The 20,295-nt window shown below is 67.7% G+C and carries 20 protein-coding genes; 8 read left to right on the top strand and 12 right to left on the bottom strand.

What is annotated here, in order from left to right:
- Window positions 1–44: 44 nt before the first annotated feature.
- From ACZZZF_RS00860 to rpsA, 10 genes are all read right to left on the bottom strand, one after another.
- Window positions 45–830, bottom strand: a complete 786-nt coding sequence (locus tag ACZZZF_RS00860) for a GNAT family N-acetyltransferase (protein ID WP_053099158.1) — start codon at window positions 828–830, stop codon at window positions 45–47.
- A 67-nt stretch (window positions 831–897) separates the two neighbouring features.
- On the bottom strand, window positions 898–2,109 hold the full coding sequence (locus ACZZZF_RS00855) for an MFS transporter (protein WP_463496690.1): 1,212 nt from the start codon (window positions 2,107–2,109) through the stop codon (window positions 898–900).
- Window positions 2,106–2,705 carry a dephospho-CoA kinase gene (coaE, locus tag ACZZZF_RS00850; RefSeq protein ID WP_463496688.1) on the bottom strand — a complete coding sequence of 200 codons (600 nt, stop codon included), beginning with the start codon at window positions 2,703–2,705 and terminating at the stop codon, window positions 2,106–2,108. Before coaE ends, ACZZZF_RS00855 begins: the two co-directional genes overlap by 4 nt.
- A gap of 32 nt (window positions 2,706–2,737) precedes the next feature.
- Window positions 2,738–3,322 (bottom strand): CoA-binding protein, encoded by a 585-nt coding sequence (locus tag ACZZZF_RS00845; RefSeq protein WP_463496687.1) that lies wholly within the window; start codon window positions 3,320–3,322, stop codon window positions 2,738–2,740.
- Window positions 3,319–4,623, bottom strand: a complete 1,305-nt coding sequence (locus ACZZZF_RS00840) for an O-acetylhomoserine aminocarboxypropyltransferase/cysteine synthase family protein (RefSeq protein WP_463496685.1) — start codon at window positions 4,621–4,623, stop codon at window positions 3,319–3,321. The genes ACZZZF_RS00845 and ACZZZF_RS00840 overlap by 4 nt, the downstream gene beginning before the upstream one ends.
- Complete coding sequence (gene acs / locus ACZZZF_RS00835; RefSeq protein WP_463496683.1) at window positions 4,620–6,620, bottom strand: acetate--CoA ligase; 2,001 nt, start codon at window positions 6,618–6,620, stop codon at window positions 4,620–4,622. Before acs ends, ACZZZF_RS00840 begins: the two co-directional genes overlap by 4 nt.
- Window positions 6,621–6,622: 2 nt before the next feature.
- Window positions 6,623–7,483 (bottom strand): ABC transporter permease, encoded by an 861-nt coding sequence (locus ACZZZF_RS00830; protein ID WP_463496682.1) that lies wholly within the window; start codon window positions 7,481–7,483, stop codon window positions 6,623–6,625.
- Window positions 7,480–8,526: an aliphatic sulfonate ABC transporter substrate-binding protein gene (locus ACZZZF_RS00825; protein WP_056278943.1), complete on the bottom strand. Its 1,047-nt coding sequence runs from the start codon at window positions 8,524–8,526 to the stop codon at window positions 7,480–7,482. The genes ACZZZF_RS00830 and ACZZZF_RS00825 overlap by 4 nt, the downstream gene beginning before the upstream one ends.
- On the bottom strand, window positions 8,523–9,374 hold the full coding sequence (locus tag ACZZZF_RS00820; protein WP_463496681.1) for an ABC transporter ATP-binding protein: 852 nt from the start codon (window positions 9,372–9,374) through the stop codon (window positions 8,523–8,525). The genes ACZZZF_RS00825 and ACZZZF_RS00820 overlap by 4 nt, the downstream gene beginning before the upstream one ends.
- A gap of 133 nt (window positions 9,375–9,507) precedes the next feature.
- Window positions 9,508–10,962: a 30S ribosomal protein S1 gene (gene rpsA, locus ACZZZF_RS00815; protein ID WP_053096692.1), complete on the bottom strand. Its 1,455-nt coding sequence runs from the start codon at window positions 10,960–10,962 to the stop codon at window positions 9,508–9,510.
- Between the two features lie 203 nt (window positions 10,963–11,165).
- Here rpsA and ACZZZF_RS00810 point away from each other — a divergent pair, with 203 nt between their 5' ends.
- Entirely contained in the window at window positions 11,166–12,101 is a 936-nt protein-coding gene (locus ACZZZF_RS00810; protein WP_056278945.1) for a 5'-3' exonuclease, read from the top strand.
- Between the two features lies 1 nt (window position 12,102).
- Here ACZZZF_RS00810 and ACZZZF_RS00805 read toward each other — a convergent pair whose 3' ends face one another.
- Both ACZZZF_RS00805 and trpD read right to left on the bottom strand, forming a co-directional pair.
- A complete protein-coding gene (locus ACZZZF_RS00805; protein WP_463496679.1) occupies window positions 12,103–13,089 on the bottom strand; it encodes a PHP domain-containing protein in 987 nt (328 codons plus the stop codon).
- A gap of 8 nt (window positions 13,090–13,097) precedes the next feature.
- A complete protein-coding gene (gene trpD, locus ACZZZF_RS00800) occupies window positions 13,098–14,162 on the bottom strand; it encodes an anthranilate phosphoribosyltransferase (RefSeq protein ID WP_053096699.1) in 1,065 nt (354 codons plus the stop codon).
- 189 nt (window positions 14,163–14,351) lie between these two features.
- On the opposite strand from trpD, the gene ctaE reads away from it, so the two are divergent.
- The 7 genes from ctaE to ACZZZF_RS00765 all read left to right on the top strand — a co-directional run bounded on the left by ctaE (window position 14,352) and on the right by ACZZZF_RS00765 (window position 20,269).
- A complete protein-coding gene (gene ctaE, locus ACZZZF_RS00795; RefSeq protein ID WP_053096700.1) occupies window positions 14,352–15,008 on the top strand; it encodes an aa3-type cytochrome oxidase subunit III in 657 nt (218 codons plus the stop codon).
- Window positions 15,009–15,028: 20 nt separating this feature from the next.
- Entirely contained in the window at window positions 15,029–15,832 is an 804-nt protein-coding gene (gene qcrC / locus ACZZZF_RS00790; protein WP_053096702.1) for a cytochrome bc1 complex diheme cytochrome c subunit, read from the top strand.
- Between the two features lie 36 nt (window positions 15,833–15,868).
- Window positions 15,869–16,945: a cytochrome bc1 complex Rieske iron-sulfur subunit gene (gene qcrA, locus ACZZZF_RS00785; RefSeq protein ID WP_042538395.1), complete on the top strand. Its 1,077-nt coding sequence runs from the start codon at window positions 15,869–15,871 to the stop codon at window positions 16,943–16,945.
- On the top strand, window positions 16,942–18,756 hold the full coding sequence (gene qcrB, locus ACZZZF_RS00780) for a cytochrome bc1 complex cytochrome b subunit (RefSeq protein WP_053096706.1): 1,815 nt from the start codon (window positions 16,942–16,944) through the stop codon (window positions 18,754–18,756). The genes qcrA and qcrB overlap by 4 nt, the downstream gene beginning before the upstream one ends.
- A gap of 94 nt (window positions 18,757–18,850) precedes the next feature.
- The gene (locus ACZZZF_RS00775; protein WP_053096708.1) at window positions 18,851–19,264 is read left to right on the top strand and encodes a RidA family protein; all 414 of its coding nucleotides are present in this window, start codon (window positions 18,851–18,853) and stop codon (window positions 19,262–19,264) included.
- Window positions 19,261–19,764, top strand: coding sequence for a GNAT family N-acetyltransferase (locus ACZZZF_RS00770; protein ID WP_463496678.1), 504 nt, complete (start codon window positions 19,261–19,263; stop codon window positions 19,762–19,764). Before ACZZZF_RS00775 ends, ACZZZF_RS00770 begins: the two co-directional genes overlap by 4 nt.
- Window positions 19,765–19,849: 85 nt before the next feature.
- On the top strand, window positions 19,850–20,269 hold the full coding sequence (locus tag ACZZZF_RS00765; protein WP_363520088.1) for a rhodanese-like domain-containing protein: 420 nt from the start codon (window positions 19,850–19,852) through the stop codon (window positions 20,267–20,269).
- The last annotated feature ends 26 nt before the right edge of the window (window positions 20,270–20,295 follow it).

Raw genomic sequence — 20,295 nt, 5'->3', positions numbered from 1 at the left:
ACCGACATCGGGGCCACGAGAGCCCCCAGCGGAATCCCTGCCCGTCAGTCAGTCGACCGCGTCCACACGTAGGGAGTGGTGGTCGTGACCGTGACGAGCCCGGCCCGCTCGAGGATCGGCCGCGAGAACTCCGTGGAATCCGAGTGCAGATACACCTTGCCGAGGGCGAGGGCGGATCGCGCCCGCTGGGCCGTCAGAGCCCGATAGACGCCGCGGCCCCGCCACTCGGGCAGCGTCGCACCTCCCCACAGACCGGCGAATCGCGTGCCCGTGACCGGTTCGAGCCGTCCAGCGCTGATCACCTCGTCTCCGGCGACGGCGGTCCACAGCTCCACCGTGTCGTCCTCGCGGATGCGCTGCAGCGTCGTCTCCACCCGCACCCGCCACCGGGGATCGCCGAACACCCTGCCCTGCATCTCCTCCATCGCGAACACCTCGGTCTCCGTTCGCGCGCGCCGAAGCTCGACTCCGGCGGGGAGCGACACCGGCTGGGCGAGCAGCTCCGCCTCGCCGATCATCACCGACTCCGTCTCCTCCGGCACGAAGCCTCGGCTTTCGAGAGTCCCGCCGAGCCCCGGTGCCCGGTCATGCCCGCGCGTCTTCCACTCGATCGAGTCGATCTCGCTCCGCCTCCCGAAGTGCGCGAGCGCGGCATCGACGAGCGCCTCGATGCCGCCCTGATCGACCCCGCCGAGATCGGCGTACGACACGAACCCGCGCCCGCCCGGAAAGGCGGCGAGACGCAGCGGTCCGTGCGTCGCCACATCGAGGGCATGCACCACTTCCGCATCCGTGCGCAGCTCGTGGTCGTACGCTGCAAGATGCCTCATGCGCATGGTGCTGGTCCTTCGGGTCGGTCGCGCCGGCGAGCGGCTGCGCGGCGGTGCCGCCTCGCGATCATATGCGTCCTGTCGGCGACGACCGGAGCGCGCGCGCCGCGAGTGCCGCCGACACCGCGCACATCGTGATGATCGCGCCCACGAACCACGCCCAGTCCGCCCTGCCGAACACGATGCCCAGCGCCCATCCGAACAGGCTCGAGCCCGCGTAGTAGCCGAAGTAGTAGAGCGACGATGCCTGCGCACGACTGTCCGGCGTGGCAGCGGCCGGAGCCCACCCCGACGCAACCGCATGTGCGCCGAAGAAGCCGCCCGTGAAGAGCAGCAGCCCGAGGACCACCGGCAGCGCGGCCCGGCTGAGCATGGCGAGCGCTCCGATCCCCATCACCGCGATCGAGCACAGCAGCACCGGGTACCGACCGAAGCGAGATGCGAGAGCACCGGCGGTCGGTGACGAGACGGTGCCCGCGAGGTAGGCGAGGAAGAGCAGGGTCACCAGCCAGCTCGGAAGAGAGAACGGCGCGTCGATGAGGTGGAATCCGAGGTAGTTGTACACCGCGACGAACGCCCCCATGAGAAGGAAGCCCTGCGCGTAGAGGGCGAGTTGCGGTGCGGAGCGCATCGGCGACACGAGACGCGCGAGCATCCCGCTTGTCGCACCCTGGCGAAGCCGACCGGGCACGAACCCCCGGGCCTTCGGCGTCAGCCAGAGGAAGAGAGCGGCCGCCATCGCGCAGACACCGGCCACGACCCAGATTCCCGCACGCCACCCCCACTGCTCGCCCGCCAATCCGGACACGACGCGACCGAGCAGACCACCCACGGTCGTCCCGGCGATGTAGCTCCCCGCGGCCGCCGCGGCATGCCGCGCACTCACCTCCTCGCTGAGGTACGCGAGCGCTACGGCCGGCACGGCGCCCAGCGCGATGCCCTCGAGCAGGCGCAGCGCCAGCAGCATCTCCATGCCGGTGCTGAGCGGAGCGACGAGACCCAGAACGGTAGCGGCGAGGATGCCGGTCCCCATCGCCGGCACTCGGCCGATGCGATCCGCGACCATCGACCACGGGATCACCGCCGCCGCGAGACCGAGCGTCGCGGCCGATACAGCGAGCGCCGCGGTGGCAGGCGTGATCCCGAGATCGGACGACAGCTGCGGCAGAACGGCCTGCGGCGAATAGAGCTGGGCGAATGTCGCGATGCCGGCGAAGAAGAGCCCGACGATGAGACGCCGATAGGCAGGGGATCCAGGTGCGTGACCGGTGAAGGTCACGACGAGCGGATCCGCTCCCACAGGGCATCGGTCTGCAGCATCGTCTGCTCCAGGGATCCGGATGTGTCGACGACCTCGTCGGCGATCGCCAGCCGACGCTCGTCCGAGACCTGCGCATCGATCCGCTCCTGCGCAGCCTGTTCCGCCATGCCGCGCAACTCCACGAGCCTCCGTCTGCGCTCCTGGGCAGGCGCATGGGCGACGACGATCAGGTCCCAGGGGTCATCGACGCGCGCCTCGACCAGAAGGGGCACGTCGTACACGACCACACCGTCCGGATCGGCGGCCGCTGCCGCCTCGAATCGTCGCTGCGACTCGGCACGGACGGCCGGATGCACGATCGCGTTCAGCCGCGCCAGCCGCTCCGGATCGCCGAAGACCATGGCCCCCAGGGCGGCGCGGTCGAGTGCGCCGTCCGCCGAGATGACGTCCGCGCCGAAGGCATCCTCGATCCGAGCCAGAACCTCGGAGCCGGGCGACTGCACGTCACGGACGATCTGATCGGCGTCGACGACCACCGCGCCGAGCTCTGCGAGTCGTCGTGCGATGGTCGACTTGCCCGAGGCGATGCCGCCGGTGAGCGCGATGAGAGGCATCTCGCCAGTCTAAACGGGGCTGAGATCGCGGATCAGCGGGCCAGCAGCTGCCGTCGCGAGCTGATGACGCCGGTGTCGAAACCGGCCAGGTGGAGGCCTCCGTGGAACCGGGCGTGCTCGATCTTGATGCACCGATCCATCACCACCGAGAGCCCCGCGCCCTCGGCGATCGCCGCGGCATCCTCATTCCACGATCCCAGCTGCAGCCACAGGGTCTGCGCCCCGGCTTCGATCGCCTCCTGGGCGACGCCGGGCAGGTCGTCATGGCGGCGGAAGACGTCGACGATGTCCGGAACCACGGGCACGTCGGACAGTGAGGCGTAGACCGGCTGACCGAGGATCTCCGATTCCCGCGGGTTGACGAGATAGACGTCGTATGCGGTGCTGGAGAGCAGGTACGTCGCGACGAAGTACGAGGCGCGCGCGGGATTGTTCGACGCGCCGACGATGGCGACCGACTTCGCGCGTCGCAATATGCCGAAGCGCTGCTGCTGGCTGGGACCCTCCCAGGTCCGATCCGGGTGCGCCGGCGCGGATGCGGGCAGGGCGCAGGCCACAGAATCCTGGGCGGTCGGCAGCGCGCAGGCGTCGGCGCCGGTGGTCTCGATTCCGCTCATCGAGTGGCTCCTGTCGCTGTCGTGAGGGCCTGGTCAAGATCCCAGATGACGTCTTCTGCGTCCTCGAGGCCCACCGAGATGCGGATGAGGTCCGGTCGCACGCCCGCCGCGACGAGCTGCGATTCCGTGAGCTGACGGTGGGTCGTCGATGCCGGGTGGATGACGAGCGTGCGCGCGTCCCCGATGTTCGCGAGGTGCGATGCCAGCTGAAGATTCTCGATGAGCGTCTCGCCCGCCGAGCGACCGTCGTCGGCCTTGACCCCGAACGCGAACACCGAACCAGGACCGAGCGGCAGATACTTCGCTGCGCGCTCGTGGTGCGGGTGATGCTCGAGACCCGCCCACGTCACATACTCCACCCGGGGGTCGGAGTCGAGCCATTCGGCCACGATCCGCGCGTTCGCAAGGTGCGCATCGATCCGCTGCGGCAGCGTCTCGACTCCCTGAAGGAGGTTGAACGCCGACTGCGCGCTCAGCGCCGGACCGATGTCACGCAGCTGCTCGGTGCGGAGCTTGGTGAGGAAGCCGTACTCGCCGAAGTTGTCCCACCACTTGATGCCGCCGTAAGACTCGACCGGCTCTGTCATCTGCGGGAAGCGGCCGTTGCCCCAGTCGAAGGTGCCCTTCTCGATGACGACGCCGCCGAGCGTCGTCCCGTGTCCGCCCAGGAACTTGGTGACCGAATGGATGACGATGTCCGCGCCGTGCTCCAGAGGGCGCGCGAGGTACGGGGTGGCGAGCGTGGCGTCCACGACCAGCGGCACACCTGCGGCATGAGCGACCTCGGCCAGCCCCTCGATGTCGGCGATCTCACCCGAGGGATTGCCGATCATCTCCACGTAGACGACCTTGGTCTCCGGACGGATGGCGGCGGCGTAGTCGGCGGGATCGGTCGACGCGACGAACGTCGTCTCCACGCCGAAACGACGCAGGGTCACGTCGAGCTGGGTCACCGTGCCCCCGTACAGCTGCGCCGCGGCGACCACATGGTCGCCCGCTCCGACGAGCGCCGCGAACGTGATGAACTCCGCGCTCATCCCCGAGGCGGTCGCGACCGCGCCGATGCCGCCCTCGAGCGAGGCCAGACGTTCCTCGAGCGCGGCGACGGTGGGGTTGCCGATGCGCGAGTAGATGTTCCCGTACTTCTGGAGGGCGAAGAGGTTGCCGGCGTCCGCCGCGTCGTCGAACACGAACGACGTCGTCTGGTAGATCGGCACGGCCCTGGCGCCGGTCGCTGCGTCGGGAGTCCCGCCGGCATGCAGCGCCCTCGTGCGAAACCCGAAGCGATGTTCTTCCGTCATGATGTCCTCAGTTCAGCGTTCTCGAGCACGGCGGCGATCTCGCCGACGGCCCACGGATTCTGCAGCGATGTCGTGTCTCCCAGCGGAGCTGGGGCTCGTCCCGAGCGACGATCCTGCTCGGCCTCCCACAGCTGGGCGAGAAGTCGGCGCATGATCTTTCCCGAGCGGGTCTTCGGCAGGTCGGCGACCACGACGATGTGCTTCGGCTTGGCGACAGGACCGATGGCAGCCGCCACCTGCGACCGCAGCGCGGCGACCGACACCTCGGATCGTCCGGAGGGAGTCACGAAGGCGACCACCGCCTGGCCTGTGATGGGGTCTGCGACGCCGGCCGTTCCCGCTTCGCCGACCGTCTCGTGCGCCACCAGCGCCGACTCGATCTCGATCGTGGACAGCCGGTGGCCCGACACGTTCACCACGTCATCGAGCCGCCCCAGGATCCAGATGTAGCCGTCGGCGTCTCTCGTCGCACCGTCGCCCGCCACGTAGTAGCCGCCGTGTTCGCCGTGCCCGGCGTAGGCGGACCAATACGCATCGCGGTAGCGCTGAGGGTCGCCCCACACCGTCCTCGCCATACCCGGCCACGGGCGGCGCACCACGAGCGTGCCCGACCGGCCGGGAGCGACCTCGTGGCCGTCCGCGTCGACGACCGTCGCATCGATGCCGGGCAGCGGCACGGACGCGGACCCCGGCTTGAGGGTCGTGACTCCGGGCAGCGGCGCGATCATCGCCGCCCCGGTCTCGGATTGCCACCAGGTGTCGATGACCGGCAGCTCATCGCGTCCGAAGTTCCGGCGGAACCAGATCCAGGCCTCCGGATTGATCGCCTCGCCGACGGTCCCGAGCAGACGGAGGGTCGAGAGATCGTGACCCGACGGGAGTTCGGGCCCGAACCAGGTCATGAAGGTGCGGATCAGCGTCGGCGCCGTGTAGTACACCGTCACGCCGTACCGCTCGATGATCTCGAGATGACGTTCGTGATCGGGGGTGTCCGGCGTTCCCTCGTAGATCACCTGGGTCAGCCCGTTGGAGAGAGGCCCGTAGATCTCGTAGGTGTGAGCGGTCACCCACGCGAGGTCCGCCGTGCACCAGTGCACGTCGTCGGGCTTCGCGTCGAAGTGCGCCCAGTGTGCCCAGCTCGCATGCGTCAGGTAGCCACCGGAGGTGTGCACGAGGCCCTTGGGCTTTCCGGTGGTCCCCGATGTGTAGATGATGAACAGCGGATGCTCGGAGTCGAACGCCTGCGCGATGTGGTCGGACGAGGCTGTGCCGACCGTGTCGTGCCACCAGACGTCTCTGCCGTCTGTCCACGGCACGTCCTGGCCGGTGCGCCGCAGGACCAGCACATGCTCGAGGTCCGGCAGATCCGCTGCGGCGATGTCGGCCGTCGACTTCACCTCGGTCGCGGTGCCGCGGCGGAACTGCCCGTCGCTCGTGACGAGCAGCTTGGCGCCGGTGTCGATCAGACGGAAGCGCACCGCTTCGGCCGAGAAGCCGCCGAACACCAGTGAGTGCACGGCGCCGATCCGTGCGCATGCGAGCGTGATCACGACCGTCTCGATCAGCACGGGCAGGTAGACGACCACCCGGTCGCCCGGTTCGATGCCGAGCGCGGTCAGCGCGTTCGCCGCCTGCGAGACGCGACGCTGGAGGTCCGCGTACGTGACCGAAGCTCTGTCCCCCGGCTCTCCTTCGAAGTGGAGGGCGATCTTGTCCCCGCGCCCGGCGTCGACATGACGGTCGACGCAGTTGTATGCCACGTTGAGGCGCCCGCCCACGAACCAGCGCGCCGCCGGGACGGCATCACCCGCAGGCGGATCCCACTCGTGGGCCGTGTGCCAGTGCTCTGCCCAGTCGAGTCGGGACGCGGCCTGCTCCCAGAAGGCCGTGGGATCCGCGGCGGCCCTCGCATACGCCTCATCGGCGACGTTCGCCTGAGCGGCGAACGCAGCAGGGGCCGGGTACGCACGGGTCTCGTGCAGGCGCGCCTCGGTCATCGTCACATCCACCGACGGAGCAGGTACTTCTCGACCACCACGAGGATCGCGTTGGTGATCGTGCCGAGCAGCGCCAGCAGGACGATCGAGAGGATGATCCGATCGACGCGGCCGCTGTTCTGCGAGTCGGTCAGCAGGAAGCCGAGTCCCATCGACGACGCGATCAGCTCGGCGGCGACGAGGAACAGCCACGCCTGCGCGAGCGCCAGCCGGAGCCCCGCGGCGACCGACGGCACGACGGCCGGCAGCTGCACCGTGCGGAAGAGGGACCATCCGCGAAGACTGAACGAGCGTCCCGCCTCCACCAGCTGCGGGTCGACGTGGCGGAGTGCGGACGCGACAGTCGTGTAGACCGGGAAGAACGCGCCGATGGCGATCAGCGTCACCTTGGATTCCTCGCCGATCTGCATCCACAGGATCAGCAGCGGCACCCAGGCGAGCGACGGCACCGCTCGGAGCGCGGAGAGCGTCGGACTGAGCAGCACGTCGCCGACCCGTGACAGACCTACGATGCCGGCCACCGCGAGTCCGATGACAGAACCGACCGCGAACCCGAGCAGGACCCGTTGCACCGAGATAGCGACGTGCGTCCACAGCGTGCCGCGCTCGGCCAGCTCGACCCCCGCGGTGAAGACGGATGCCGGCGAAGGGAGCAGGTAGGGCGCGACGAGCCCGGTGGTCGTGACCAGCTGCCAGGCACCGACGATGATGAGCGGAAGCAGCAGTCCGCCGACGAGACGCACCGCGGGTCGATCCCAGGCATGACGGGCACCGGCCTCGTCACGACGCCGGACTCCGCGCGCCGCGTCGATCGCGTCCTGCGCATCCGCGGGCACCACCAGGCGCTGGTCGGGAGTGATCACTCGCCGCCGACCGCCTTCTCGGCGAAGGTGGCGTTGATGAGGGAGTCGAGCGCCTTCTCGACCGAAGCCTCGCCACCCTGGACATCTCCGGATTCGACCAGCACCGGCGCGATCTTCTCGAGCACGGCGATCTGCGCCTCACCGGGGATGCCGCTGACGTCGAGGTTCGACCGCTCCTCGATGACGGTCGTCGCGACCGCGGGGTCGATCCCTGCGACCTCGGCGAGCAGCGCCGCGGTCTCGTCGGGGTTCTCGAGGGCCCACTCGCGCGCCTGCTCGTATGCGTCGACGACCGCCTGCGCGAGGTCCGCGTGGTTCTCGATGAAGTCCTCGGTGGCGTTGAGGAAGCCGTAGGTGTTGAAGTCCACGTTGCGGTAGATGAGCTCATCGCCCGATTCCACCTCGGCCGCGGCCATGATGGGATCGAGGCCCGCCCAGGCGTCTACCGAGCCGCTGTCGAGAGCGGCACGGCCGTCGGCGTGCTGGAGGTTCTGGACCTCGACGTCGTCGACCGAGAGGCCTGCTTCCTCAAGAGACTGGAGCAGGAAGAAATAGGGGTCCGTTCCCTTCGTCGCCGCGACCGACTTGCCCGCGAGGTCCTCGACCGAGGTGATGTCGCTATCGGGGCCGACGACGATCGCCGACCATTCGGGCTGCGAGAAGATGTCGATGACCTGGATCGGTGAGCCGTTCGATCGGGCGAACAGTGCCGCCGAGCCGGCCGTGGAGCCGACGTCGATCGAGCCGGAGCGCAGCAGCTCGTTCGCCTTGTTGGATCCCGCGGACTGCACCCACTCGACCTCGACGTCGTCGCCGAGGATCTCCTCGAGGATCCCCTGGTCGCGGATCACGAGGCTAAGCGGGTTGTAGGTCGCGAAGTCGATGGACAGAGTGTCCGCCGACCACTCCCCCGAGGCTGCCGCGTCGTCGGACGACGAGTCCGAGGCGGTGGCGTTCTCACCGGCGACGCAGCCGGTGGCGACGAGCATCATCGTCCCTGCGATCGTGATCGCGGGGATGATTCGTCGGGTGATGGTGCTCATCGGGTCTCCTCGGTGGCGGTGCGGTGGTGGGTGTCCACGCCGAGTCCTTCGAGGAGCTCTGCGCGGAGGTCGGCGAGACCGCGATCGGCGCGGTCCCGGGGTCGGATGCCGGGGACGGTGATCGCGCGCACGATGGACGGCGCTTCCGTGTCGGCGTCGTCGAGCGTGCGCAGCAGCAGCACACGATCGGCGAGATAGAGGGCTTCTTCGACATCGTGCGTGACGAGGAGGACGGTGGTCGGCTCAGCCGCATGGATCTTGAGGAGCAGATCGTGCATCCGCAGCCGGGTGAGCGCATCGAGCGCACCGAACGGCTCGTCGAGCAGCAGCACGCCGGGATTGCGAGCGAGGGCGCGTGCGAGCGAGGCGCGCTGCGCCATGCCACCCGACACTTCGCGTGGCCGCTGATCAGCGGCCTTCTCGAGGCCGACGAGCTCGATGAGCTCCCGAACACGTTCCCGGCCTTCGCGGCGCGCGGTGCCACGCGGCAGACCGAGTGCGATGTTCTGGGCGATGGTCCGCCATGGCAGCAGGCGGGGCTCCTGGAACGCGACGGCGGTGCGCTCGTCGACGTCGGCCACGCGCGTGTCCTGGATGCGGATGCTGCCGCCGGTCGGCGCATCCAGTCCCCCGACGAGCCGCAGCAACGTCGACTTGCCGCACCCGGAGGGACCGACGATGGCGACGATCTCACCGGCGGCGACGTCGACGTCGACCGCGCGGAGGACGTCGCGCCGGCCGCGGGAGAGCGTGAAGCTGCGCTCCACCCCCTGCAGGCGCACCGGCTGTGCGGTGCCGGCGATCGCCGACGCGCCGGCCGTCGAGGGCGCCGAGAGCAGAGAGGTCATGTCCCCATGCTGTCCAACCCGCCGGAATGTGACGAATGCGAGCGTAATGATCGGTCATGGAGATCCGAGGACGCGTCGAGACGCAGAACGGGCCGCCATCCCGAAGGATGACGGCCCGTTCAGAGCGTGATGCTTAAGCGTTGCCGCCCGAGAGCTTCTCGCGGAGAGCCGCGAGAGCCTCATCATCCGCGAGCGTGCCCGCGCCTGCGGCCTCGCTCGAGAAGACCTGACCACCGAAGTCGTCGCCAGCGGCCGCCTCGGCCTCGGCTGCCTTGGCAACCTGAGCCTTGTGCGCCTCCCAGCGAGCCTGGGCTGCAGCGTACTCCTGCTCCCATGCCTCGCGCTGGGTGTCGAAGCCTTCCTTCCACGCACCGGTCTCGGGGTCGAAGCCCTCCGGGTACTTGTACTCGCCGGCCTCGTCGTACTCGGCGAGCATTCCGTAGAGCGCCGGGTCGAACTCGGTGCCGTTGACGTCGACTGCCTCGTTCGCCTGCTTCAGCGAGAGCGAGATGCGACGACGCTCGAGGTCGATGTCGATGACCTTGACGAAGACCTCTTCGCCGACCGACACGACCTGCTCGGCCAGCTCGACGTGCTTGCTGGAGAGCTCGGAGATGTGGACGAGGCCCTCGATGCCGTCTGCGACGCGAACGAACGCACCGAACGGAACGAGCTTGGTGACCTTACCCGGCGTGACCTGTCCGATCGCGTGGGTACGGGCGAAGACCTGCCACGGGTCCTCCTGCGTAGCCTTCAGCGACAGGGAGACGCGCTCGCGGTCGAGGTCGACCTCGAGGATCTCGACGGTGACCTCCTGGCCAACCTCGACGACCTCGGAGGCGTGCTCGATGTGCTTCCAGGACAGCTCGGAGACGTGCACGAGGCCGTCCACGCCGCCCAGGTCGACGAATGCACCGAAGTTGACGATCGACGACACGACACCCTTGCGGACCTGACCCTTGTGCAGGTTGTTCAGGAACGTGGTGCGCGACTCCGACTGCGTCTGCTCGAGCAGCGCACGGCGGCTGAGCACGACGTTGTTGCGGTTCTTGTCGAGCTCGAGGATCTTGGCCTCGATCTCCTGGCCGAGGTACGGCGTGAGGTCGCGGACGCGGCGCAGCTCGATGAGCGAGGCCGGCAGGAAGCCGCGGAGGCCGATGTCGACGATGAGTCCACCCTTGACGACCTCGATGACCGTACCGGTGACGACGCCGTCGTTCTCCTTGATCTTCTCGACGTCTCCCCAGGCACGCTCGTACTGAGCACGCTTCTTGGAGAGGATCAGACGGCCTTCCTTGTCCTCCTTCTGGAGAACCAGGGCCTCGACCTCGTCGCCGACCTTGACGACCTCGTTCGGGTCGACGTCGTGCTTGATCGAGAGCTCGCGCGAGGGGATGACGCCCTCGGTCTTGTATCCGACATCGAGGAGGACCTCATCGCGGTCGATCTTGACGATCGTGCCTTCGATGATGTCGCCGTCGTTGAAGAACTTCAGGGTCTTCTCGACCGCGGCCAGGAAGTCCTCAGCAGATCCGATGTCGTTGATGGCGACCTGCTTGGTGGCCGGGGCGGTCGTTGCGGTAGTCATGTAGTGGGTTGTCCTTGTGAATGGAGACTCGGGCTGAGGGCTCCGGCCGCGCACGGCCGATCATGAGCTCTGCAGCGATTGATTGGTTTCTGCCTCCCGGGCATGCATAGGCACGCCACGAGTGACAGTCAAGGTTATCAGATCCCGAGACGATATGACGGACTCGATACCATCCGCGTTCGGCGCGCTGACAGACTGTCTGCATGCCCCGCGCCGACAAGCTCCTCCTGCTCGACACCGCAAGCCTCTACTTCCGTGCGTTCTACGGGGTGCCCGACAAGGTCACGGCGCCGGACGGCTCCCCGATCAACGCCGCACGAGGACTCCTCGACATCATCGCGAAGCTGGTGACGCTGTACGAGCCGACCCATGTGGTCGCGTGCTGGGACGACGACTGGCGACCCCAGTGGCGAGTCGACCTGATCCCCAGCTACAAGGCGCACCGTGTCGTCGAGGTCGTGCCCGCGGGGCCCGACGTCGAGGAGGTCCCCGACCCCCTCGAGGCGCAGATCCCCCTCATCCGCGAGACTCTCGCCCTGCTCGGCATCCCGATCATCGGCGTCGCGGAGCACGAAGCGGACGACGTGATCGGCACGCTGGCGACGCACGCCACCATGCCGGTCGACATCGTCACGGGCGATCGAGACCTGTTCCAGCTCGTCGACGACGCGAGGAACGTGCGCGTCATCTATACCGCACGAGGCATGAGCAATCTCGAGATCGTCACGGATGCCGTGGTCGTCGCGAAGTACGGCGTGCTGCCGAGCCAGTACGCCGACTTCGCGACGATGCGCGGCGACGCATCGGACGGACTTCCCGGCGTGGCCGGCGTCGGCGAGAAGACCGCGGCCACGCTCCTGCAGGCCCATGGCGATCTCGCCGGCATCCGCGCGGCTGCCGAGGCGGGTGAGGGGATGAGCGCCGGGGTCCGGGCGAAGGTGCTCGCCGCCGCGACGTACCTCGAGGTCGCCCCCACCGTCGTCGCCGTCGCGACCGACCTCCCGATCACCTCGCCGAGCGACCCGCTGCGTCCGCTCGACCCGTCCGAGGCTGATGCTGCGACCGCACTGGCTGAGCGGTGGAACCTGGGCGGCTCGATGACCAGGGCCGTCGCCGCGATCGCGACGATCGACGCCTGACTCAGCTCGCCCAGGCCAGCAGTCGGTCGAGACCCCAGGTCGTGATGATGCGGGAGGCAGGCACCCCCGCCTTCTCGGCACGCTCGGCACCGTGATCGAGGAGCGAGAGCTGACCCGGTGCGTGCGCATCCGAGTCGATCGAGAAGAGGCAGCCGGCCTCGAGGGCGATCGCGATCAGATCGTCGGGCGGGTCCTGACGCTCCGGCCGGGAGTTGATCTCGACCGCGACGCCGTTCTCGGCGCATGCGGAGAAGACGGCACGGGCATCGAACTGCGATTCCGGACGAGTGCCTCGGTCCCCCTGCACCAGCCGTCCGGTGCAATGCCCGAGCACGTTCACGCGCGGGTGGCTCACGGCGGCGATCATCCGTGCGGTCATGGGCCGGGCGTCCATCCGCAGCTTCGAATGAACGGATGCGACCACGATGTCGAGCTCCCCGAGGAGGGGGTCCTCCTGATCCAGCGCGCCGTCTTCGAGGATGTCGACCTCGATCCCCGCCAGCAGCGTGAACCCGTCACCCGATTCCGCCCTCACGAGCGGCATCTGCTCGCGCAGCCGCTCCGCGGAGAGTCCGCGGGCGACCCGCAGACGCGGGGAATGATCTGTGATCGCCTGATACTCGTGACCGAGAGCCCGCGCCGCTGACGCCATCACGCCGATAGGCGTGGTTCCGTCCGACCAGTCGGTGTGCGCGTGCAGGTCCCCTCGGAGCTTCGCTCTCAGGGCCGACACGCGCTCGGGCTCCACGTCGCCTCGGAGCTCCACGAGATAGTCGGGAACCTCTCCGCTCTGCGCCTGTCGGATGACTCCGAAGGTCGATTCGCCGATCCCTTTCGCCGCGCGCAGCCTCGTCGGATCCGAGCGCACGTCCTCCGGCAGCTGCTGCAGGGTCGCAGCTGCCTGACGGAAGGCCTTCGCCCGGTACCGCGACGCGCGTTCCCGCTCCAGCAGCGAGGCGATCTCGAGCAGGGCGGCGATCGGGTCCATCACATCTCCTATGCGGATGCCAGCTCGCGGCTGACGCCGATCCATTCGTCGAGCTTCGCTATGGCGCGACCGTCGTCGACCGCCGCGGCTGCCCGCTCGTAGCCCTCGCGGAGACGCTCGAGGATCGGTCGCTGTACCTGAGTCGCGTCCTGGGACAGCTCGAAGGCGACGATCCCGGCCGCCGCGTTGAGGAGCACGATGTCTCGCACCGCGCCCGTCTCCCCCTCGAGCGTCCGGCGCAGCACCGCCGCGTTGTGGTCGGGCGTTCCGCCGATCAGATCCGCGAGGTCCGCGATCGGGATCCCGAGATCTCGAGGATCGAGATCGTGCTCGTGGATGTCACCGCGCGTGACCTCCCAGATGCGGCTGTGCCCCGTGGTCGTCAGCTCGTCGAGGCCGTCGTCTCCGCGGAACACTAGGGCCGTGGCGCCCCGCGTCCGGAACACTCCCGTGATGAGGGGGACGCGCTCGAGCTGCGCCACCCCGACGGCGTTCGCCTCGGCCCGAGCCGGGTTGCAGAGGGGGCCGAGCATGTTGAAGACGGTGGGGACGCCGAGTTCGGCACGGACGGCGCCCGCGTGCTTGAATCCGGGGTGGAAGGCGCCCGCCCAGGCGAACGTGATGCCCGTGCGGTCGAGGATCGACGACACCGCCGCGGGATCGAGGGTGAGCTCCAGCCCGAGCGCGCTCAGCACGTCGGATGAGCCGGAGGCGGAGCTCGCTGCGCGGTTGCCGTGCTTGACCACCGGGATGCCGGTCGCCCCGATGATGACGGCCGCGGTGGTCGACACGTTGACCGTGCCGACACGGTCACCGCCGGTGCCGACGATGTCGAGGACGTCGGGCGACACGGGCAGCGGCACCGCCGCCTCGAGGATCGCATCACGGAATCCGACGATCTCATCGATCGTCTCTCCCTTGGCGCGGAGGGCGACGAGGAAACCGGCGAGCTGCGCCTGCGTGACGTCGCCCCGCATGATCTGACGCATCGCCCACGTCGATTCCCAGACGCTGAGGTCGCGACGCTCCAGAAGAGTGGTGAGCACGTCGGACCAGGTCAGGGAATCAGCCATGTGTGCGATCCTATCGGCGCAGGGAAAACGTGCAGACTCTTGCAGAACGGGCGCCGGACGTCGATCATCCCTCGTTTCCCGCGTATTCACCGAGGATTCGCAGCGTTTTCTTAGGGTCCCCTAAGTCGTCGGCGGGCGAAACGAGGGCCTCCGGTGCGAGAATCACGCCCGGAGATCGGCCATAATGGAATGGTGACGACCTCAGCGACGTATGCCCCGGCGGCAAGAACGATCAAGCGCCCCAACCCGGTAGCTGTCGGCACCATTGTGTGGCTCGGCAGCGAGGTGATGTTCTTCGCGGGACTCTTCGCGATCTACTTCACACTCCGCAGCACCTCCCCCGAGCTCTGGGCCGACCGCACCGAACTGCTGAACGTCCCGTTCGCGTTCGTGAACACGGCGATCCTCGTGCTCTCCTCGTTCACGTGCCAGATGGGCGTGTTCGCGGCCGAGGACCTGCAGCCGTACCGCATCGCCAAGGGACAGAAGAACGGCGCCGGCCGCCGTCGCCTGTTCGGCTGGGGAATGGTCGAGTGGTTCTTCCTCACCTTCGCGCTCGGTGCGATCTTCGTCTCCGGGCAGGTCTGGGAGTACGCGCAGCTCGTCGCAGAAGGGATGCCGATCAGCGCTGACTCGTACGCATCCGCGTTCTACCTGACGACCGGCTTCCACGCCCTGCACGTCACCGGCGGTCTGATCGCCTTCCTCCTCGTCATCGGCCGTGCGTACGCCGTCAAGAATTTCCGGCACAAGGAGGCGACCTCCTCGATCGTGGTGTCCTACTACTGGCACTTCGTCGACGTCGTCTGGATCGTGCTGTTCGTCGTCATTTACTTCCTGAAATAAGAGCGGAGCTGATCCCCGAGATGGCACGAGAGAAGAAGCGCCGTTCGAATGGCCGTCGCAGTCCCCTGGCTGCGGCAGCCCTCATCGGAGCAGGCCTCATGATCACCGGCGCCGTGTACGCCGGAACGTCCGCAGCCTTCGCTGCGACCGACACCCAGACCACCGCGGCGAGCACGCTCACCGTCGAGGACGGCGAGAAGCTGTTCACGGCCAACTGCGCCACCTGCCACGGTCTCGATCTGCAGGGCACGGCGAACGGACCGAGCCTCTACGGCGTCGGCGAGCTCGCGGTCGAGTTCCAGATGTCGACCGGCCGCATGCCGCTGCAGATGCAGGGGCCCCAGGCGCCGCAGAAGGAGCCGCAGTTCACCGAGGAGCAGATCCTCGCGATCTCCTCCTTCGTGCAGGAGTCGGCTCCCGGCCCCACCTTCCCCGAGGACCACATCCTCGACGGTGAAGGCGACGTCGCCAACGGCGCGGAGCTGTTCCGCGTCAACTGCGCGATGTGCCACAACGTGGCGGCAGCCGGAGGAGCACTCACCGAGGGCAAGTACGCCCCCGCACTGACCGAGACCAGCGCGCTGCACATGTACGCGGCCATGGTCACCGGTCCCCAGAACATGCCCGTCTTCGGCGACATGAACCTGTCGGACGAAGACAAGCGCGACATCATCTCGGCTCTGCTCTACCAGCAGCAGTCCGTGCAGATCGGCGGTTTCTCGCTCGGTTCGCTCGGTCCCGTCTCCGAGGGCCTGTTCGTCTGGATCTTCGGCATCGGCGCGCTCGTCGCCATCACCGTGTGGATCACGGCGAAGTCCAACTGACGCTTATTCATCGAAGAGGAACGTACGAGGAGCACCATGGCACACGACGACGACTCGCAGGCTCTTGACAGGGCCTACCAGCCCTCTCCGGGGCTGGGTGTCGCAGTCAGCGATCCCGTGCAGAACCCGGGGCTGCCGCCGCACCGCGCGCGGATGACCGACAAGGACCCGCGCGCTGAGAAGGCTGCAGAGCGCACGGTCTACACGCTGTTCTATCTCTCGCTGGCAGGAAGCATCTGGGCGGTCGCCGCCTACATGCTCTTCCCCATCGAGAGCGGCGCGCTCATCGACATCCGTCAGAACAACCTCTTCATCGGTCTGGGCATCGCACTCGCGCTGCTCTCGATCGGCATCGGCGCGATCCACTGGTCCAAGGCGCTGATGAGCGACAAGGAGCACATCGAGCACCGTCACCCCACCCGGGGCAAGGACTCGACGCGAGAGGCCGTCGTCGAGGCGTTCGCCACGGCCAACGAGGAGTCCGGTTTCGGACGACGCACGATGATCCGCAACTCGCTGTTCGCGGCGATCGTGGCCTCGATCATCCCCGGTGTCACGCTCTTCCGCGGTCTCGCTCCGCACAGCACACCCGACGACCCCACCGCGGGCGATCCGGTCACGCTGCTGAAGCACACCATGTGGGAGAAGGGCCAGCGTCTCGTGCGCGACCCCGACGGCACCCCGATCCGCGCAGCGGATGTGACCCTCGGATCCGCATTCCACGTGATCCCCGAGGATCTCGCAGAGCTCAGCCACCACGACGGCTACCTCGAGGAGAAGGCCAAGGCCATCGTGCTGATGATGCGCCTGCGCCCCGAGCAGCTCATCGAGGCCGAAGACCGCAAGGACTGGTCGTACGACGGCATCGTCGCGTACTCGAAGGTCTGCACGCACGTCGGATGCCCGGTGGCACTCTACGAGCAGCAGACGCACCACCTCCTCTGCCCCTGCCACCAGTCGCAGTTCGACGTCACGGATCACGCCAAGGTCATCTTCGGACCTGCCGCGCGTCCGCTGCCGCAGCTGCCCATCACCGTCGACGACGAGGGCTACCTCGTCGCACGCAGTGACTTCACCGAGCCCGTCGGCCCGAGCTTCTGGGAGCGCCATTGAGCACCGCAACGCTGTCCAAAGAGGACAAGGACAACAAGGCGCCTCTCGGCGGCCGATTCGTCGGCGCCGCGTCGAACTACATCGATGAGCGCACCAGCATCTCCGGCTTCGTCAAGGAGCTCGGCCGCAAGATCTTCCCCGACCACTGGTCGTTCATGCTCGGCGAGATCGCGCTGTGGAGCTTCGTGGTCGTGTTCCTGTCCGGAACCTTCCTGACGTTCTTCTTCCAGGCCTCCATGGTCGAGACGCACTACACGGGCGCCTATGCTCCGATGCGCGGCATCGAGATGTCGGCGGCACTCGAGTCGTCGCTGCACATCTCGTTCGACCTCCGCGGTGGTCTCCTGGTTCGCCAGATCCACCACTGGGCCGCACTCGTCTTCGTCGCGGGAATCGGCGTGCACATGCTGCGCGTGTTCTTCACCGGCGCGTTCCGCAAGCCCCGCGAGCTCAACTGGGTGATCGGCTTCGTGCTGTTCGTCCTGGCGATGGCCGAGGGCTTCACCGGATACTCGCTTCCCGACGACCTGCTCTCGGGCAACGGCCTCCGCATCATCGACGGCATGATCAAGGGTATCCCGCTGATCGGCACCTGGACCTCGTTCCTCCTCTTCGGCGGCGAGTTCCCGGGTACGGACATCGTCGGACGCCTGTACACGCTGCACATCCTGCTTCTGCCGTTGCTGGTGATCGGCCTCATCGCCGTGCACCTCATGCTGATGATCGTCAACAAGCACACGCAGTTCGCCGGCCCCGGCCGCACGAACGACAACGTCGTGGGCTACCCGATGATGCCGGTGTACATGTCGAAGATGGGCGGCTACCTGTTCATCGTCTTCGGCACGATCGTGCTGATCGCGACGTTCTTCCAGATCAACCCGATCTGGAACTACGGCCCGTACGACCCCTCCCCCGTCTCCGCCGGTACTCAGCCTGACTGGTACATCGGATTCGCGGACGGCGCCCTGCGCCTCGCTCCGTCCAACCTCGACGTGGTCTTCCTCGATCGCACCTGGTCGTTCGGGATCCTGCTGCCGCTGGTCGTCCTCGGGCTCTTCATCGTGCTCGTCGCGATCTACCCCTTCATCGAGGCGTGGATCACGGGAGACAAGCGCGAGCACCACATCGCTCAGCGTCCGCGCAACGCGGCGACCCGCACCGCGATCGGCGTCGCCGGCGTGATCTTCTACGCCGTCCTGTGGGCTGCAGCATCCTCCGACCTCATCGCGACGCACTTCATGCTGACCATGGAGGGCGTGATCCACGCGCTCCAGGCGCTGCTGTTCGTCGGACCGGTCCTCGGCTACTTCATCGCCAAGCGGATCGCCCTCGCGCTGCAGAAGAAGGACCGCGAGATCGTGCTGCACGGTTTCGAGTCCGGCCGCATCGTCCGCCTTCCCGGCGGCGAGTTCATCGAGGTGCACCAGCCGGTCGACACGTACGACCGCTGGAAGCTCATCGATGTGGACAACTACGAGCCTCTGGTCGTGCGTCCGAACGCGAAGGGACGAATCTCGTGGACGGAGAACCTCCGTTCTTCCATCTCACGGTGGTTCTTCGAGGACCGGCTCGCGCCGCTCACGCAGGCGGAGATCGAAGCTGCGGACGCTCACCAGCACCACGTCACGGCTCAGAACGATGAGACCGAGGCGGCGGAGATCCAGGGCGCCCATGAGCGCGCCGGCGTCCCCGACGCTCCGATCACCGTCAGCGAGACGCACGTCGACGAGACGGCGAACACTCCCAGCACGGTCATCGCGACCGAGCCGGTGAAGAAGCCTCGCAAGAAGAAGTCCGAGGACGACGAGTAACATCGCCGCTCCCCCGCAAGGAGGCCCTGTCCGTTTCGGACAGGGCCTTCTTCATGTCCGGGAGGCTCTCAAGTGAACGTGGAAGGATCGTGCCATGAGCTCCGCAGTCCAACTCATCCGATCCGCCGATCTCGCTGCCGCCCCCTATGCCTACGCCGCCACTGCTCCGGCGGGCTCCCGACTCATCTTCCTCGCGGGCGCCTGCCCGCTCGAGGACGACGGAACCACCACGGCCCCCGGCGACTACGCCGCGCAAGCGTCACGTTGCCTGGAGACCCTCGATCTCGCGCTGCGCGCCAGTGGCGCCACGATCGCCGACGTCATCAGCACGCGGGTCCTCGTGGCGTCGTCGTCTCAGGCTGATCTGGTCACGGCATGGAACGTCGTTCACGAGGCCTTCGCGGAGCACGACGTACCGAGCACCCTCATGGGCGTCACCGTGCTGGGGTACGACGACCAGCTGGTGGAGATCGAAGCGGTCGCTGCGATCGCGGAGACGAACCGATGAGCGCTGCGATCAGGCCCGCCACGTCCGAGGATGCGGAGCTCCTGACCGCCATCGAGGCCCAGGCTGACGCTCTCCTGATCGACAGTCTGGGGGCGCCAGTATGGCCTCCCGCTGCGAACGGTGCCGAACGCCTCGCCGAGCCGGGATTCGTTCTCGTTCTGGAAGAGTCAGAGGGCTCCTCCCCTGTGGGTTTCGTCCATGTCCTGGACTCCGACGGTCATGCGCACCTCGAACAGCTGTCTGTCCTCCCCACCGTGGGACGACAGGGATTCGGTCGCCGCCTTATGAGCGCTGCACTCGATGAGGCGCGGGATCGCGGCTACACGCGAATGACCTTGCGGACCTATGCCGAGATCCCGTGGAACGCGCCCTTCTACGCGTCGTGTGGGTTCCTCGAGAGCATCCCCGAGACGCCGTTCCAGCGCGGCCTGGTGGAGACCGAGGCCTCCCTCGGCCTCGACCGATACGGACGCCGCGTCCAGATGACAGTGGAGCTCTGAGCCTGCAGTCCACATTGGCGGATTCCAGTGCGCCGCCGTCCGGATGATGACGGCGGGACCTCGCGTCGTTGCCTAGGCTGAGCGCATGATCGATCGCGCTGACTACTACGCCGCCAAGCTCACCTACGAGACCGATGCGAGCGATGTGTACGCCGCTCTCCGCTCCGAAGACGACATCGTCATCATCGATGTCCGCTCAGAGGAAGCGTGGGCGCAGGGACGCGTCGCTGGAGCGACACAGATGCACTACAGCGAGATCGCGAGCCGCGCTCCTGCCGAGATCCCCCTCGACGCCGCCGTCGTCGTCTACTGCTGGAGCCCGGGGTGCAACGCCGGCGCGAAGGGCGCTCTGGAGTTCGCGAAGCTCGGCTACGCCGTTCGCGAGATGATCGGCGGGTTCGAGTATTGGGTCAGGGAGGGCTATCCCGTAGAGGACGCCGACGGCGTCCACCGTCGGCCTGTCGACCCGCTGACCGGCATCGCCCGAGTCCGCAGCCGCGCGTAGCGACAGGACATGCAGAAAGCCCCTGG

It is taken from the genome of Microbacterium sp. AC215 (genome assembly GCF_979258645.1).
This window is presented reverse-complemented; position numbering and strand designations above follow the sequence as displayed.